13 protein-coding genes are annotated in these 16,134 nt (G+C 59.7%); 9 read left to right on the forward strand and 4 right to left on the reverse strand.

Annotated features, from left to right (window positions below; all coding sequences use genetic code 11):
- Nucleotides 1-107: 107 nt before the first annotated feature.
- The gene (locus ACKPCU_RS12795; RefSeq protein WP_321347212.1) at nucleotides 108-1,562 is read left to right on the forward strand and encodes a circularly permuted type 2 ATP-grasp protein; all 1,455 of its coding nucleotides are present in this window, start codon (nucleotides 108-110) and stop codon (nucleotides 1,560-1,562) included.
- A 3-nt stretch (nucleotides 1,563-1,565) separates the two neighbouring features.
- Nucleotides 1,566-2,534: an alpha-E domain-containing protein gene (locus ACKPCU_RS12800; protein WP_321347213.1), complete on the forward strand. Its 969-nt coding sequence runs from the start codon at nucleotides 1,566-1,568 to the stop codon at nucleotides 2,532-2,534.
- Between the two features lie 48 nt (nucleotides 2,535-2,582).
- Here ACKPCU_RS12800 and ACKPCU_RS12805 read toward each other — a convergent pair whose 3' ends face one another.
- Nucleotides 2,583-2,960, reverse strand: coding sequence for a YkgJ family cysteine cluster protein (locus ACKPCU_RS12805; RefSeq protein ID WP_321347214.1), 378 nt, complete (start codon nucleotides 2,958-2,960; stop codon nucleotides 2,583-2,585).
- 205 nt (nucleotides 2,961-3,165) lie between these two features.
- Between ACKPCU_RS12805 and ACKPCU_RS12810 the strand changes: the two genes are divergently transcribed.
- From ACKPCU_RS12810 to ACKPCU_RS12820, 3 genes are all read left to right on the forward strand, one after another.
- Complete coding sequence (locus tag ACKPCU_RS12810; protein WP_321347216.1) at nucleotides 3,166-4,383, forward strand: serine hydrolase domain-containing protein; 1,218 nt, start codon at nucleotides 3,166-3,168, stop codon at nucleotides 4,381-4,383.
- A gap of 314 nt (nucleotides 4,384-4,697) precedes the next feature.
- On the forward strand, nucleotides 4,698-5,744 hold the full coding sequence (locus ACKPCU_RS12815; protein ID WP_321347218.1) for a DUF2817 domain-containing protein: 1,047 nt from the start codon (nucleotides 4,698-4,700) through the stop codon (nucleotides 5,742-5,744).
- 73 nt (nucleotides 5,745-5,817) lie between these two features.
- Nucleotides 5,818-7,563, forward strand: coding sequence for an alkaline phosphatase D family protein (locus tag ACKPCU_RS12820; protein ID WP_321347220.1), 1,746 nt, complete (start codon nucleotides 5,818-5,820; stop codon nucleotides 7,561-7,563).
- A gap of 54 nt (nucleotides 7,564-7,617) precedes the next feature.
- On the opposite strand, the gene arfB is transcribed toward ACKPCU_RS12820, so the two are convergent.
- The 3 genes from arfB to ACKPCU_RS12835 form a co-directional block, all read right to left on the reverse strand.
- A complete protein-coding gene (arfB, locus tag ACKPCU_RS12825; RefSeq protein WP_104738434.1) occupies nucleotides 7,618-8,031 on the reverse strand; it encodes an alternative ribosome rescue aminoacyl-tRNA hydrolase ArfB in 414 nt (137 codons plus the stop codon).
- Between the two features lie 98 nt (nucleotides 8,032-8,129).
- A complete protein-coding gene (locus ACKPCU_RS12830; protein ID WP_104738405.1) occupies nucleotides 8,130-8,840 on the reverse strand; it encodes a type 1 glutamine amidotransferase in 711 nt (236 codons plus the stop codon).
- Between the two features lie 14 nt (nucleotides 8,841-8,854).
- Nucleotides 8,855-9,889: an Lnb N-terminal periplasmic domain-containing protein gene (locus ACKPCU_RS12835; RefSeq protein WP_170063052.1), complete on the reverse strand. Its 1,035-nt coding sequence runs from the start codon at nucleotides 9,887-9,889 to the stop codon at nucleotides 8,855-8,857.
- 123 nt (nucleotides 9,890-10,012) lie between these two features.
- Here ACKPCU_RS12835 and ACKPCU_RS12840 point away from each other — a divergent pair, with 123 nt between their 5' ends.
- From ACKPCU_RS12840 to ACKPCU_RS12855, 4 genes are all read left to right on the forward strand, one after another.
- On the forward strand, nucleotides 10,013-10,987 hold the full coding sequence (locus ACKPCU_RS12840; protein ID WP_104738407.1) for a hypothetical protein: 975 nt from the start codon (nucleotides 10,013-10,015) through the stop codon (nucleotides 10,985-10,987).
- 79 nt (nucleotides 10,988-11,066) lie between these two features.
- Nucleotides 11,067-13,232: a sensor histidine kinase gene (locus tag ACKPCU_RS12845; protein WP_321347224.1), complete on the forward strand. Its 2,166-nt coding sequence runs from the start codon at nucleotides 11,067-11,069 to the stop codon at nucleotides 13,230-13,232.
- The gene (locus tag ACKPCU_RS12850; protein ID WP_321347226.1) at nucleotides 13,229-13,660 is read left to right on the forward strand and encodes a response regulator; all 432 of its coding nucleotides are present in this window, start codon (nucleotides 13,229-13,231) and stop codon (nucleotides 13,658-13,660) included. The genes ACKPCU_RS12845 and ACKPCU_RS12850 overlap by 4 nt, the downstream gene beginning before the upstream one ends.
- Nucleotides 13,661-13,673: 13 nt before the next feature.
- Complete coding sequence (locus ACKPCU_RS12855) at nucleotides 13,674-16,130, forward strand: EAL domain-containing protein (protein WP_321347227.1); 2,457 nt, start codon at nucleotides 13,674-13,676, stop codon at nucleotides 16,128-16,130.
- Nucleotides 16,131-16,134 lie beyond the last annotated feature (4 nt).

The raw sequence follows: 16,134 nt of genomic DNA on the forward strand, positions 1-16,134 counted from the left end.
TGACAATTGTTCGAGAGCACCTATTACTTCATGCCCCGATCCGGTGCATCTGGTATGGCAATTGCAAGTTGCAGAGTATCCCTTCCCCTGGCGGACAGAGTAGCTGAATGAGCAAAGTAAACTGGGACGATTACACATCCAACGGCTTCTACGATGAACTGATCAAGGCACCAGGCCAGCCGCGACCGGAGGCGGAGCTACTGTGTCAATACCTTGCCAACCTCGACGCCCGTGAGTTGAGCGAGCACAAGACGGCGGCCGAAGTCGCCATCCAGCTGATGGGCATTACCTTTACTGTCTATACCGAAGGCAACATGATCGACCGGGCCTGGCCCTTCGATATTGTGCCGCGCATCATCCCTCTGACCGAATGGCAGAAGACCGACGCCGGGCTCAAGCAGCGGGTGCAGGCGCTCAACATGTTTATCGACGACCTTTACCACGACCAGAAGATCGTCAAGGACGGCATCGTGCCCCGCGAGGTGCTGGCCCAGTCGGTCAACTTCCGTCCGCAGTGCGTCGGCATTTCCACACCACACAACGTCTGGGCACATATCTGCGGCTCGGATCTGGTGCGCGACAACGACGGCACCCTCTACGTGCTGGAAGACAACCTGCGGGTTCCATCCGGTGTTTCCTACATGCTGGAAAACCGCAACGTCACCAAGCGCGTCATGCCGGACCTGTTCGCCGCCGGCCAGATTCAGCCGGTCGACGACTACACCGCGCAGCTGTACGACATGCTCGCCTCGCTCTCGCCCAGGCCCGGCGACGATCCCTGCATCGTCATCCTGACCCCCGGCATCTACAACTCGGCCTACTACGAGCACTCCTACCTCGCCCAGCAGATGGGCGTTCAGCTGGTTGAGGGCACGGATCTGGTGGTTGGCGACGACGACTGCGTCTACATGCGCCGTATCGACGGGCTGGCGCGGGTCGACGTGATCTATCGCCGGGTCGACGACATGTTCATCGACCCGGAGGTGTTCAATCCTGACTCCATGCTCGGCGTACACGGCTTGATGCGCGCCTGGCGCAAGGGCAATGTGGCGCTGGCCAATGCCCCGGGCGCTGGCGTAGCGGACGACAAGGTGATCTACGCCTTCGTCCCGAAGATCATCGAGTACTACCTCGGCGAGCAGCCGCTGCTGCCGAACGTCCCGAGCTACCTGTGCATGTTCGAGGACGACCGCAAGTATGTGCTAGACAACCTCGACAAGCTGGTGGTCAAGCCCGCCAACGAGTCCGGCGGATATGGCATGCTGATTGGCCCGCACGCCAGCAAGAAGGAGCGCGAGACCTTTGCCGAGCTGATCAAGGCCAACCCGCGCAATTACATGGCTCAGCCAACCCTCAGCCTCTCTACTTCACCGACCCTGTGCGGCAACAACGTCGAGCCCCGTCATGTGGACCTGCGACCGTTCATTCTGTCCGGGGAATCGACCTGGGTTACTACCGGCGGCCTGACCCGGGTCGCGCTCACCAAGGGATCGCTGGTCGTCAACTCCTCGCAGGGCGGCGGCAGCAAGGACACCTGGATCGTAGACCTAGCGGGGAACTGACCAATGCTTTCACGAGTTGCCGAAAACGTTTACTGGATGGCCCGCTACCTGGAGCGCGCCGAAGACACCGCGCGCCTGTTGAGCGTGAACAGCCACCTGTTGCTGGACCTGCCGCGCGCGACCAAGCTCGGCTGGGCCGAGATCATCGCCATCACCGGCAATGATGAATTGTTCGACGAGTTCTACCCCACCCGTGACGAAGCCAGCGTGCTGTCATTCATGTGTGGTGACCGTCGCTACCCCGGCTCGATCCTCAGCTCGCTGGCCGCCGCGCGGGAAAACCTACGTACCACCCGCGATGTCATCCCGCGGGAGATCTGGGAAGAGGTCAACCAGCTGTACCTGAGCGTCAAGGAACAGGTTGGCTCGGGTATCACCCCGCGTCGCCGAGATGCGTTTCTGGGCCGGGTGATCCGCAGCTGCCAGACCGTCAACGGGCTGATAGAAGGCACCCTGAGCTTTACCCCGGTCCGCTCCTTTCTGATGCTCGGTCGCCAGCTGGAACGGGCTGACATGACCACCCGGATCATCGACGTACGCTCAGCCAACCTGCTGCCACGTAGTGGCGAAGACCTTAAGCCGTTCGAGACCCTGCAGTGGATGAGTGTGCTCAAGTCACTGACCGGCTATCAGATGTACCGTCAGCATGTGCGCCTGCGTATCCGAGGACCGGACGTGCTCAGCTTTCTGCTGCAGGACAGGTTGTTCCCGCGCAGCGTCGCCTGCTGCATGGACCGACTGGCCGAAGCGCTGCAGACACTTCCACGCCACGAACTGGCTCTGACAGAAGTTGAAACCTGCCGGCAGGACCTGAGCAAGCCGGACGTCACGCTGCTCGCGGTCGAACCGGACCGGTTGCACGACTTTGTTGATGAAATACAAATCGATTTTGACGAACTGCACGCGGCAATCAGCCAGACCTACTTTGCCCAGCAGGAGCTCAATCAGAGCCAGAGTCAGAGCGCGAGCTGAGGCCCCCCGCCGCCGAGGCAACAGTAGCTCGGCGGCGGGACACCTCAATCAAGCAGCCACGATCGGGATCAGGCGCGGGCGGGTCGGATTGGACGGTAGCGGGGGCAAGCCGTGAGCGGCTCTGGCGCGCTGACAGTCCGGGCTGTCCAGCCCGTTTTCACCGTGAAAGGGGAAGTCACGGCAAGGACTCGGGCGCTTCTCGTAGATACTGCAGCGAACGCCCTCACCGACCGTTCCCATCAGACCCACACAACGCGGCTGGGGCTGATTGGTACCCTGCATGCAGGCACGGTACGGTGTTATCTGTTCAGTAAGCTGGGTGGGTACGTCACCCCCTGGGGCACTATCGGTTTCTCCCCAGTAAAAAGACACCCTGAATGTGGCGCAACAGGCACCGCAGTTCAGACAGGGCGAATGTTCGCTCATTTCATCGCAATCCTTATGTTGCTCCGGTGCGCGTTTTTTACTCCGCGCCGCGTCGCCGCACAAGAGGCCTGAAGCGGTGGCCCTGACTTTATTTTGTAACCACCATCACGACGCTGGATAACTGACCATTTGGGCGCTACAGCGCTTTCTGCATCGCCGCCGGACAGGCTACTATCGACGGTTCACGAACAAGACGGATAACTCCATGGCAAACAGCAACTGCATCGCCGGTATCGACCTGGAACGACTCTCGCGCATCGGCACTCACCTGCAATCGGCCTACATCGACGCGGGCAAGCTGCCGGGCGCTCTGACTCTGGTTGCGCGCCGTGGCCAGGTTGTCTATTGCGAGGCGCAAGGCCTGCGAGATGTCGAACGCGGCCTGCCGGTCGAGCGCGACACCCTGTTCCGCATCTACTCGATGACCAAGCCGATTACCTCAATAGCGCTGATGCAGCTGTACGAGCAAGGCCACTTCCTGCTTGATGATCCGGTAGCCAAATATATCCCCAGCTGGAGTAACCTGCGGGTCTATAAAACCGGTAGCCACCCGCAGATCCTGACCACGCCCTGCGAGCGCCCCATGACCATCCGCGACCTGCTGACCCACCAGTCCGGTCTGACCTATGGTTTCATGAATCGTACCAACGTCGACGCCGCCTACCGTGCGCTAAAACTCGACGGCGGCCCCGGCCTGACCCTCGACCGCCTGATCGACGAACTGTCACGGCTGCCGCTGGAGTTTTCACCAGGCACCGCGTGGAATTACTCGGTGGCGACAGACGTCTGCGGTTATCTGGTGCAAGTATTGTCTGGCATGAGCCTGGACGACTACTTCAAGCGCCATATCTTCGACCCGCTGGAGATGACCGACACCTTCTTCACCGTCCCGGCCGACCGCATCCCGCGCTTCGCTGCCTGCTATCAGTTCCAGCCCGGCGGCAGCTTCAGCCTGCAGGACGACCCACAGGACTCCAGCTTCACCAAAGCCCACGGCTTTCTCTCCGGCGGCGGCGGCCTGGTCTCGACCATCGACGACTACTACCGCTTTGCCCAGGCACTGGCCAACGGAGGTGAGCTGAACGGTGCCCGCATTATCGGCCGCAAGACGCTTGAGTTCATGCGCATGAACCACCTGCCCGGCAACCAGGACCTACCCGGTGTATCCGTCGGTTCCTTCAGTGAAACCCCCTACGAAGGCAGCGGCTTCGGCCTCGGCTTCTCGGTCAAGATCGACGTCGCCAAATCGCAAACAAACGGCTCGGTCGGTGAATACGGCTGGGGCGGCATGGCCAGCACCAACTTCTTCGTTGATCCAGTCGAGGACCTGTTGATGGTGTTTATGACGCAGCTGATTCCGTCGTCGAGTTATCCGGTGCGGCAGGAGTTGCGGGCGATTGTGAATGGGGCGTTGGTGGATTGAGGTTTGAAGGCTGCTTTACCGTATAGCACTGACGCCGCTGGATAGTCTCAACTCGCTGCAGTTCGTCGTTAAGGCTGATTGCCAAGCCAGCAGGTGATTCGTTTTTCGCCTTTACGGCGAGTCAGGGGAAATACCTGCCCATTTCCCCTGACTCGCCCTATGGCACCCCGGCCGCACGGCCCTTCGGGTCCGCGCTGCGGCATATGTTTGCGTAGGGGCGCGGCATGCCGCGCCCGCCTCACACGAACACCAATCCGTCACCCAATCGTCACACTCCCCTGCCACCATCGGGCTATCCCACGCCCGAGTGCATCATGAGCGACGCGCAACACCTGATCCAACGTCATCTCCCCGAGCACGCCCAGCTCGAAGCCTTGCTGCATCAGGCTGCGCGCCATCTTCGTGTTACCACCCCACTCAAGGTGCCTGTCAACGGTCTGGATATTCCAATCCGGGTGATTGAACTCGGTAGCCGCTCACCGCAAGCGCCGGTTATCGGCTTCTTTGGCGGTGTGCACGGGGTTGAGCGAATCGGTACACAGGTGCTCATCTCCTGGCTGCACAGTCTGGTCAATCGGCTGGACTGGGACGATCAGCTGCGCGAGCAGCTGGAACGCGTGCGGCTGCTGTTCATGCCGATGATCAACCCCGGCGGGATCTGGCATCACCGGCGCAGCAATCTCAATGGCGTCGACCTGATGCGTAACGCGCCGGTCGATGCGATGGGGCCAGTACCCTGGCTGGTAAGCGGGCATCGCATCAGTCGCCGTCTGCCGTGGTATCGGGGAAAGCTGGGCGCTCCCATGGAAGCGGAAGCGGCTGCGGTTGTCAGCACGGTGAAACAACGTCTGCTCTCGGCGCCTTTCTCCATGAGCGTTGATTGCCACAGCGGATTCGGACGTCGCGATCGACTCTGGTGCAGTTACGCGCGCAGTCACAAGCCAATCGAGCATATCGCCGAGGTGCTGCGCCTCAAGCAACTGTTTGAGCAGACCTATCCGCACCACCACCCGTACATCATCGAACCGCAATCGATCAACTACACCACCCACGGTGATCTCTGGGACTACCTCTACGATCACGGGTTGGAATACCAGCCGAACAACCTGTTCCTGCCATTTACCCTGGAGATGGGCTCCTGGCTGTGGGTGCGCAAAAATCCCCGGCAGATGTTCGACTACTTCGGCTATTTCAACCCGGTCATCAGCCATCGCAAGCGCCGAGTGCTGCGCCAGCATCTGCCGTTGTTCGAGTTTCTCACCAACGCCACCCGCTGCTGGCAAAACTGGATTCCCGCGCCACAAAACCGCGACCTGCTTACCCGGCAGGCGTTCGACCTGTGGTTTGTCGACAAGCCTTAACCATCCCGTCGTCAGTCTGTCACACCACGCTGCCACCCTTCTGCCCCAGCCCAAACATCATCAGGAGCAGGAAATGAGCGGATTCAACCGGCGTGACTTTCTTCGTGTTTCAGCACTTGCTGTTGGCACTATCGTGGTATCAAGCGGCCTACAGGGCTGTCTTTCCAGCAGTTCGTCGGACGACGCAGCGCGCGAGCTGAGCTTCAGCCACGGCGTGGCCAGCGGTGACCCGCTCGCTGACCGCGTCATCATCTGGACCCGCGTTACTCCGCTCGATGGCCGCAGCGCCGACATCAGTGTCGGCTGGGAAATAGCGACCGACGCGGCGTTCACCGACCTGGTTCACAGCGGCACAGCAACCACCGGCGCAGCACGTGATTACACCCTGAAGGTCGATGCGCAGAACCTGCTGCCCGGCACCACTTACTACTACCGGTTTAAGGCCGCAGAGGTAATCTCACCGGTCGGCCGAATGAAAACCCTGCCGGCAGGCAGCATCGATCAGGTGCGCTTCGCGGTGATGTCCTGTTCCAACTACCCGGCGGGTTACTTTCACGTCTACGCAGCCGCTGCGGCGGAAGCGGATGTCGACGCGGTCATTCACCTGGGTGACTACATCTACGAATACGGCAATGGTGGATACGCTACCCAAGACGCGGCAGCGCTTGGCCGCCTGTTGCCCGAAAACAATGCCGGCGAGCTTCTTTCGCTGACCGACTACCGCCGCCGCTATGCGCTGTATCGCACCGACACCGACCTGCAGTCGCTGCACGCAGCCGCGCCCTTTATCGCTGTGTGGGATGACCACGAGGTTGCCAACGATACCTGGCGTAACGGTGCAGAAAACCACAACGACGGCGAAGGTGACTTTACCGCCCGCAAACTGGCAGCGCTGCAGGCTTATTTTGAATGGATGCCAGTGCGCCCTGCTTCGGCCGACGACGAAGAAACCATCTATCGCCGCTTCGACTTCGGTGATCTGGTCAGCCTACATATGCTTGATACCCGCATCATTGGCCGCGACCAGCAACTGGACTATGCCAACTACATCGGCGCCGGTGGCTTTGACGCAACGGCTTTTGCTGCCGACGTCAGCGACAGCAACCGCACCCTGCTCGGCCAGACGCAGCTGGACTGGCTACAGACCCAGCTCGCGACCTCGACTGCCATTTGGCAAGTGCTGGGCCAACAGATCCTGATGGGCCGTATGCTGCTGCCAGCGGAGATGCTGACAGCACTGCAGAACCCCGGCTCAGGTGATCTGACTACCCTGCTGACCGAGCTGGTCACCATCAAACTGCGCCAGCAAGGCGGCGACCCGACACTGACAGCAGCGGAAATCGCGCGTATTGAAACCGTGATTCCCTACAACCTCGATGCCTGGGATGGTTACGCTTACGAACGCGAAGTGCTGCTGGGCACCGCTCGGGGTCTGAATCAGAATCTGGTTGTACTGGCTGGCGACACCCACAACGCCTGGGCTAACAACCTGGCCACCCTCAGCGGTGATGCGGTCGGCGTGGAATTTGCGACCGCGTCAGTCAGCTCACCGGGCCTGGAAGAGTATCTGGGGCTGAGCGATGCCGAGGTGCCAGCTGCCGAGCAGGCCATTATCACGCTGGTCGACGGCCTGGACTATCTGAATGCCAATCAGCGCGGCTATTTGATGGTGACCTTCACCGCCAATGATGCGGTTGCTGACTGGCGCTTCGTTGATACCATCAAGGCACCTACCTGGAGTCTGGATACTACGCGCGCCAAAAGTCTGCGTACGCTGCCCGGCGCGGCCAACAGGGTGCTGGTGCCGGTCATCAGCTAGCGGCTGTGCGAGCCTGACCGTTTGCCCGAGCTGCGGCTGCTCGGGCAAACGGCCCTAGATATCGACCTTGCCACGCAGTTGCTTGGTCTGCCCCCGCTTGACCTTACCGTCTACCCGTTTGACCTGCGAACTGCGGGTCGGACGGGTCGGGCGGCGCTTCTTCTGTACCACTCCCGCAGCCAGAATCATCTCACGCAGCCGGTTGATGGCATCCTCGCGGTTCATTTCCTGGGTACGGAACTGCTGCGCCTTGATGATAATCACGCCATCACTGGTGATGCGTGAATCGCGCAGCGCCAGCAGACGTTCCTTGTAGAACAGCGGCAGGCTGGAGGTGTTGATATCAAAGCGCAGGTGGATCGCGCTGGAAACCTTGTTGACGTTCTGGCCACCCGCGCCTTGCGCGCGCACGGCCGTCATTTCGACTTCCCAGTCGCCGAGCTGAACCTGATTGGAGATAAAAATCATGGCGGCACCGTTGGTGTATAAGCTGAAACGCCGGCGCTCCCGCGCAGACGTCAACCCGCGCAGCATACGCCGATGCCGCGCGTCAGGCAAAAGCCGGATCAGCCCTGGGCTTGCCGCAGGAAGTTGATAATCCAGTCAAACATCAAGTCGCTGTCGAGGTCTGCATGCAATGAAACTTTGCCAGCGCGCACTCTGGCAGGAGGAATAGTCAGGCTGCGCATATCCATCAGCGCTTCGGAGTAGCCCTTCTCGAACTCGGGGTGCCCCTGCACACTGAGGAAGTGGCTGCCGTACTGCAGCAGATAGTTCGGGCAAAAATCGCTGCTGGCGACTACCTGCGCCTGCGGCGGCAGCTCGACCACTTGATCCTGATGACTGACAATCAGGTCCAGCTTATCCTGAACCGGCTGCATCCAAGGCTTGGGCTCAAGAATCTGGTTGAACGACACGCCTACACCCCAGCCACGGTCGGATTTTTCAACCTGCCCGCCCATGGCTGTCGCCATGACCTGATGACCAAAGCAAACACCAATCAGCGGCTTGCGCAGATCCCACAGCTGAGTAATGAAGCGCTCAAGCTCGCGGATCCACTCCTGCTCCTCGTAGACACCGTGCTTACTGCCGGTAATCAGGTACACATCGCACTCATGAGGATCGCCGGGCAACTCGCTCTTGTGCGCAGGATAGATACGGTAGTCCATCTGCGGCAGACGCTTGCGCAACGCCAGTTCGAACATCTCCGGATAGTTACCGTGCGCGGGCAGCAGGCTCTCGTTCACGTCATCACACTGCAACAGACCTACTTTCATGCGTGTTCCTTTCCTCAAAACGGCGCCGTTACGCCAGCAACTTGATATTGGCGTCCTGCCTGGTGTTCATCCTCACAGCCCGGCACCCCCTTGCGGATGCAGGCGGAAAAGTCGTCGTCCGGCGCCACTGCCCTCGCCCGCTCGGTTATCCGGCCTCGGCGCCGAAGCTCCGCCAACGAATAGCCCGGCTGCAGCCCCTCCTCGCGATACACATAGGCATCCAGGTAGCCACTGAGCAGCAAACGAATATCCGAGCGCAAATCAGGCCGAATACGCTGCATCAGACGGAACACCACGTTGGTACAGTTGGCGTGTAGCGTGTGATAGAAGCGCGGCGACACCGCCAGCCGGTTGGCTACCTCAACGTAGCCCAGCAGCAGCGCCCGGCCTGCGGCTGGCGTCAATCGGGTTCGATAAAGATACATGTCCTCATCCCGGTAGTTGGTGCGCACCTTGATGATGTCCTGTTCTTCACTGGCCACGATATTGAGTTCGAAATGCTTGAAGAACCCGGCAATCGCCGAATAGTCTCCGCCACGGGCGCGGCGAATCTCAACCGACCAGGTCGAATACCGACCATCGGCAAAACCGAAGGAAACCAGCATATGGGCAATTGAGCGATGGCCCCAGAACGACAGCAGCATATCTACCGATTGCAGCGTCGAAAGCGCGTACTCGCGGCTCTGCCAGCGGATGTCGTAATCCTCGGCACTACGCCAGTTAAAACAGCGCACCCGCTGCAGCCGCAGGGTATCGCCGTCCACTGTCCCCGTGGTGGTGTAGGCCATGTCATCAGCCCAGTCGCAGTCGCCCCGAGGCAGGACGCCACGCCACCAGAGCAGCACAGGCCCAAAGGCGGCGAGGAAGCACAGGAATGCATCGAGCGACTCACCACGGGAGTTCAGACTAAGCACCACGGTCATAACCAGCAGCCAGCAACTCAGCGGCAGATAACGCAACCACAGACGACGCGGACGATGGAACCACAGCGCCGGGATCGCCCAAAGCGACACCAGCACTACCATCAAAGCCTGCACAGTCTCCAGCATGACGCCTCCCCAACGGATCGCCGTTGAATACAGCGCCCTACAGGCTCGCAGTCTACACCCTTGGCGCATCGCTGCCATCCGTCACAATAGCTATACTCAGCCATGGAGAAAGGAGAAAACAGCATGAGCAGATGTATCCTTGCATTGATGTTGCTGTTAACTGCCAGCGCCACCAGCGCAGACGAAGCAGACGACTCCGACCTGGCGCCCTGGGCCATCGACACTATTACCCCTATTCACGACCGCGTTACCCGTTGGGTCGACAACACCGCCCGCAATATCGACGGCTTTTTCGGCACCATCGACAGCCACACCATCGATAATGAATCTTACCTTCGTCTGAGCACCGATGTTGACTGGCGCGAGTCCGATGGACTGGAGATTGATCAGGGCATCCGCTTCAAACTGGATGTCCCCACCACTGAAGAACGTCTGCGGCTGATTATTGAGAGCGACCCTGAAGAAAGCCGTGGCACCCTGGAAGAACAAGGTGCCGAACGGCTGCGCAATGACACCAATGATCTGGGTAGCACAGTGGCAGGGCTGAGTCGAATCGGCAGCCGCGACAAGCGCGAGGGCTGGCAGACCCGGCTCGGTGCCGGCGTAAAACTGCACTGGCCGGTCAATCCGTACCTGCGCTACAGCGCCGAGCGGCTCTGGCAGCTGGGCGACAGTCCGTGGCAACTATCCAGCTACAACCGCGCCTCCTGGTTCGAACATGACGGTTATTCTGCGCGCTCCCGTTGGGACGTCGGTCGGCCACTGGACAGTACACGCCACCTGCGTTTTGTCAGCCAGCTGCAATGGCAGGAGGATTACGACAAGCTGGAATTTTCGCAGAGCGCGCAACTCAACAAGGTACTGGGCAAACGAAGTGCCATTCGCTACGCCGCAGTCATGGTCGGCGGCAGCGCGTCCAGTCCCAGGGTCAATGACTACTACCTGCAGGCCAACTATCGCCGCGACATCCATCGCCAGTACCTGTTTTGGGACCTGGTCCCCGAGCTGCATTTCCCACGCGAGGCGGACTTCAAGCCACGCTGGGCCCTTAGCCTGCGGCTGGAAATGTTATTCAGAGCCGAACTGACGCGAGATTGAGCAACACAATCAGGGGCATTGCCTATACTGCCAAGAAGTCAGGATCTCTGTTCCCACGTGCACCATGGATGATCACACAATGCAAACCCGCTCGGCACAGAGTAGAGACACGCTGCGGTACTTCTTGCTCATCTGGTTACCGCTGACACTGCTGGCCGTCGTCGTAACGGTTGGCCTGCTCTATAACCAGCGGCAGAGCCTTCAAGACAGCGCGGCGATAGAGCAGCAAGCGCAGGTAATGTCCGCCCGGATGCTGCTCAGTGACCGACTGGAAAGCATCCAGGCTGATATTCTCTACCTTGCCAGACAGCTTGCTCTGCTTGAGTCCGATGCGCAGTCAGCAGCCACTTTTGATGCTTTTCAGCGCTTCCATCCTCAGTACTATCAAATTCGCCTGCTCGATGAGCACGGCTACGAACAGGTTCGCGTCGAGCTGGTCGGCAGCCAACCTCAGGTACTGCCGCCGGCAAAACTGCAGGACAAAAGCCACCGTTACTATGTTCAGTTAGGGCTGCAACAGCCCGTCGGCAGCGTCTATCTGTCGCCATTCGACCTGAACGTAGAACACGGAGAGATCGAGCGCCCTTTTCAACCAACCATCCGCGTCGCGACTCCGGTTGCCGGCGCAGACGGCCGAACTCGTGGTCTGCTGGTGATCAACTACCGGGGTCAGTATCTGCTCGATGCACTTGCCGCAATGGACAAACCCAATGGTGCCGCCCTCTGGCTGGTCAACGCCAATGGCTACTGGCTTAAGGCCGATAGCCCTGAGCAAACGTGGGGCTTCATGCTACCGGAGCGCAGCAACGCCAATCTGTCACAGCAACACGTATCGCTGTGGAGTCAGATGATTCGGGAAGACAATGACGGCAGCGCCACAACGAACAATGCCGTCTATCGGTTCGCCAGCGTCGACTTCGATCCACGCAACGACATTCCCCTCAGCCAATCACTGGGGCGCCTGTATCTGGTCTCCCAGCTGACCTACGACCAGCTCTATGGCAGCAACCAGCCTGCCAGACGAACGCTCTGGCAGGCTGCGGGATTGGTCATTCTGCTGTTTGCCCTGCTTTCACTCATGCTTGCCCGCTCCATTGCCCAGCGCCGCGCCAGCGAGTCCAGCCTGGCCAGCAGCGAATCCAAGTTCCGGGCAATGATCGAAGCGGCGCCGGACGCCATCCTCATGACCGACACCGAGGGCACTATCACGCTGATGAACGAGCAGGCGATGGTGATGTTCGATTACAGCCAGCAGGAGTTGATCGGCCAGAAAGTGGAGGTACTCATTCCAACCGAAGTAGCAGACCGCCACGTCCACCACCGTCAAGGCTATGTGCAGGACGCTAAAGCGCGACCGATGGGCATGGGGCTAAGCCTCAGCGCCCAGCGTAAGGACGGCAGTAGACTACCGGTCGAGATCAGCCTGAGCCCGATCCAGACCCCAAACGGCCCGCTGGTCTTCTGCGCCATTCGAGACGCGACCGAGCGCCGTGCGACCGAGCGCAAGATTCGTCAACTCAACGACGGACTGGCCCGACAAAACACGGAACTGCAGGCAGTCAATGGAGAGCTTGAAGCATTCAGCTATTCGGTTTCCCACGACCTCAGAGCCCCACTTCGGGCCATCGACGGTTTCAGCAAGATTTTGCAAACCAGCCTCGAAGGCAAACTCGACGATCAGGAAGCCGATTACTTCAGCCGGATCCGCAAGGCCGCTCAGAACATGAGCACGCTGATTGACGATTTGCTCATGCTTGCCCGTGTGACTCGAGCCGACGTCAAACTGGCCAGTGTCAACCTGAGCCGCGTTGCGACCGGCGCAATCGAGCGCCTCCGTGAGAGTCAACCAGAGCGCGAGATTGAAGTACACATCGAACCCGGCATCAAAGTGCTCGCAGACCCCGCACTCCTTGGCGTTGCAATGGAGAACCTGCTGGGGAACGCTTTCAAGTTCACTGGTAGCACCGAACATCCCCGGATTGAGGTTGGGCGGGTCGGGAGTGAAGACGGCGACGTCGTCTTCGTGCGTGATAATGGAGTCGGCTTTGACATGAGCTATGCTGACAAACTGTTCATTCCTTTTCAGCGACTACACAGCGCACGGGATTTTCCCGGCACAGGTATTGGCCTGGCATCGATCTCACGCGTAATGAATAAGCTGGGCGGCCGTGTCTGGGCTGAATCCAGTGTCGGACAGGGGGCCACCTTTTACCTGCAGTTCAAACCTCTTGAGAGCGAGCAATGATGGAAAGCCCGATACTGCTGGTCGAAGACAATCCTGACGACATCGCCCTGATGCTGCATGCACTCAAGAGCAACCGCATCAATACCCCGGTAATGATCGCTGAAGACGGAGAACAAGCACTGCAGCAGCTTTACGGAGAGCAACACAACAAACATCGACAGATACCGGCGCTGATACTGCTCGACCTTAACTTGCCCAAACTCAGTGGACTCGAAGTTCTGCGCCAGTTGCGCGCCAACGACAGCACACGACTGGTTCCCGTGGTTGTATTGACCTCATCTCTGGAACAGAGTGACCGCTTGCAGGCATACCAGTCCGGCGCCAATAGCTACATACGCAAACCGGTAGACTTTGATGAATTCGTCACGGTCGCACAACAGCTGGGCCGCTACTGGCTCGGTTTGAACCAACCAGCGATCGACACCTGACTGGAGCACCATTATGGCCAGGGACGCATCTGGTAACAGCTGGAAGGTCCTCATGCTTGAGGACAACGAAGATGACGCACTGCTGATCGTCAATCACCTGGAAACCCAGGGTTGTGAGATCAGCTGGGATCGCGTGGAAACGGAGAAGGATCTGCGCCAGCGCATAGCCGACGGCGGTTGGGATGTGGTGCTGTCCGACCACACCATGCCTCTATTTGACGGTGCGAGCGCGCTGCGCGTCGTCCGGGAGCTTGATCCGGATGTTCCTTTTGTCTTCGTCTCCGGCACGCTGGGCGAAAAGGCCGCCGTGGCGGCAATCAAGGGCGGGGCACAGGACTTCATCGTCAAGCATGACCTCACCCGGCTAACGCCAGCCGTTGAACGGGCAATCGCCGATCAGGCGCTGCAGAAGCGGCATCGACTGGCACAGGAGGTGCTGCGCAAGCTGTCCCAGGCGGTTGAGCAGGCCGCAGACAGCATTTTCATCACCAATCGCGAGGGTGAGTTTGAGTACGTTAACCCGGCCTTCGAGCAACTAACTGGCTATGGGCCAGCCAGTACCCAGGGGCAAACCCCTGCCCTGCTCAAATCGCAGGACCAGGACCCATCCACCTACGCCGAACTCTGGCAAACCGTGCTGAGCAAGCAGGTCTATCGCGGCACCCTGATCAATCGCAAGCAGAGCGGCGAGACGTTCTTCGAGGAAAAAGTCATTACCCCGCTGGTCAACCAGGATGGTCAGATTACCCACTTTGTATCCACCGGCCGAGATATCACCGACCGTGTCCAGGCCGACGAAGACCGTACCCGGTTGAACGCGATTCTTGAAGCTACCACCGATGTAGTTGCCATTGCAGACGCCAAAGGCAAGGTAATCTACCTTAACAAGGCAGGCCACACCCTGCTCGCTACCGCCCTCAACCTGACTGACGACGAGCCCGGAAAGGCAAGAGCGGAAAATGCCCTCAACGCAGCCCAGCAATTGATTCAGGGGGCTCTTGCTCAGGCAGAAAAGCACGGCGTCTGGGAGCGTGAGTCGATGCTGGAGGATGCCTCAGGACAGCATATTTATCTGCACCAGGTGGTCATGGCGCACCGCGATCAGAGCGGACGTATCGCCTATTACTCAACCATTGCCCGCAACATCAGCGAACGCAAGCAGTTCGAGGCCCAACTTCAGCACCAGGCGACCCACGACCTGCTGACCGGACTGGCCAACCGGGTATTACTGGCCGAGCAATTGCAGACCGAGATGAACCGCGCGCGGCAGCTTAAACACCTGACAGCGGTCATCTTTCTCGACATGGATAATTTCAAGCGCGTCAACGACGGCCTGGGCCACAGTATCGGTGACCAATTGCTGCAGCAAATCAGCGTGCGCCTCGGTCGACATATTCGACCCAACGATATTCTCGCCCGCTACGGTGGCGACGAATTTGTGATTGTTGCCAGCGACCTGACAGATGCCGACACCATTCCGGGCATTCTCGACAAGGTCAAACGCGCCTTCGAACAGCCGGTGCGCATCGCCGGCCAGGATATCTTTGTCAGCTTCAGCGCCGGCGTGGCCGTTTACCCGGATGATGGCGATAGCGTCGAAACCCTGCTGCGCAACGCCGACTCGGCCATGTACCAGAGCAAGGCCATCGGTGGGCGCTCGTTCCGTTTCTATGCCCCGGCCATGAATGAGCGCCAGCATCGGCTACTGGCGCTGGAGTCCGAGCTGCACCGTGCATTGGAGCGCAAGGAGTTCGTCCTTCACTACCAGCCCCAGGCGAGCCTGCGCAGCGGTAAAGTCTGCGGCGTTGAAGCGTTGCTGCGCTGGAACCACAGCGAGCGTGGCCTGGTAGCACCGAACGACTTTATCCCGCTGCTGGAAGAAACCGGGTTGATTGATGACGTTGGGCTCTGGGTACTGCGCCAGGCCTGCCAGGACATGCGCATTCTCGCAGCAGAGCACGGTCATGCGCCAAGGGTGGCGGTCAACTTGTCGGCACGCCAGTTCTCCTCCCAGCGGCTTGCCGAGCAGGTGGCAGGCGTGTTGCGCGACACCGGGCTGCCAGCAGAGCAACTTGAGCTGGAAATCACCGAACAGATGCTAATAAGCGACTTGGAATCGTCGCGCGCGACCCTGGAATCGCTGCGGGAACTCGGCGTTACCGTAGCGATTGACGACTTTGGCACGGGTTACTGCTCACTGGCCTACCTGAAGCGTCTGCCATTGCACGTACTGAAGGTGGACCGCACCTTCGTGTCGGGGCTGCCCGACGACGGCAACGATCTTGCCATCGTCGAAGCCATTACCCTGCTGGCCCACAAGCTTGATTTGCAGGTCGTGGCCGAGGGGGTCGAAACCGCCGCGCAGCTGGAAACACTGCGCGCTTTGGGCTGCGACATGGTGCAAGGCTACTACCTGAGTAAACCGGTGCCACTCAGCACGCTCGCAGGAGCTGCCACTCTGACTGTCTAACTAC

It is taken from the genome of Halopseudomonas oceani (assembly GCF_963677335.1).
Classification (GTDB): domain Bacteria; phylum Pseudomonadota; class Gammaproteobacteria; order Pseudomonadales; family Pseudomonadaceae; genus Halopseudomonas; species Halopseudomonas oceani.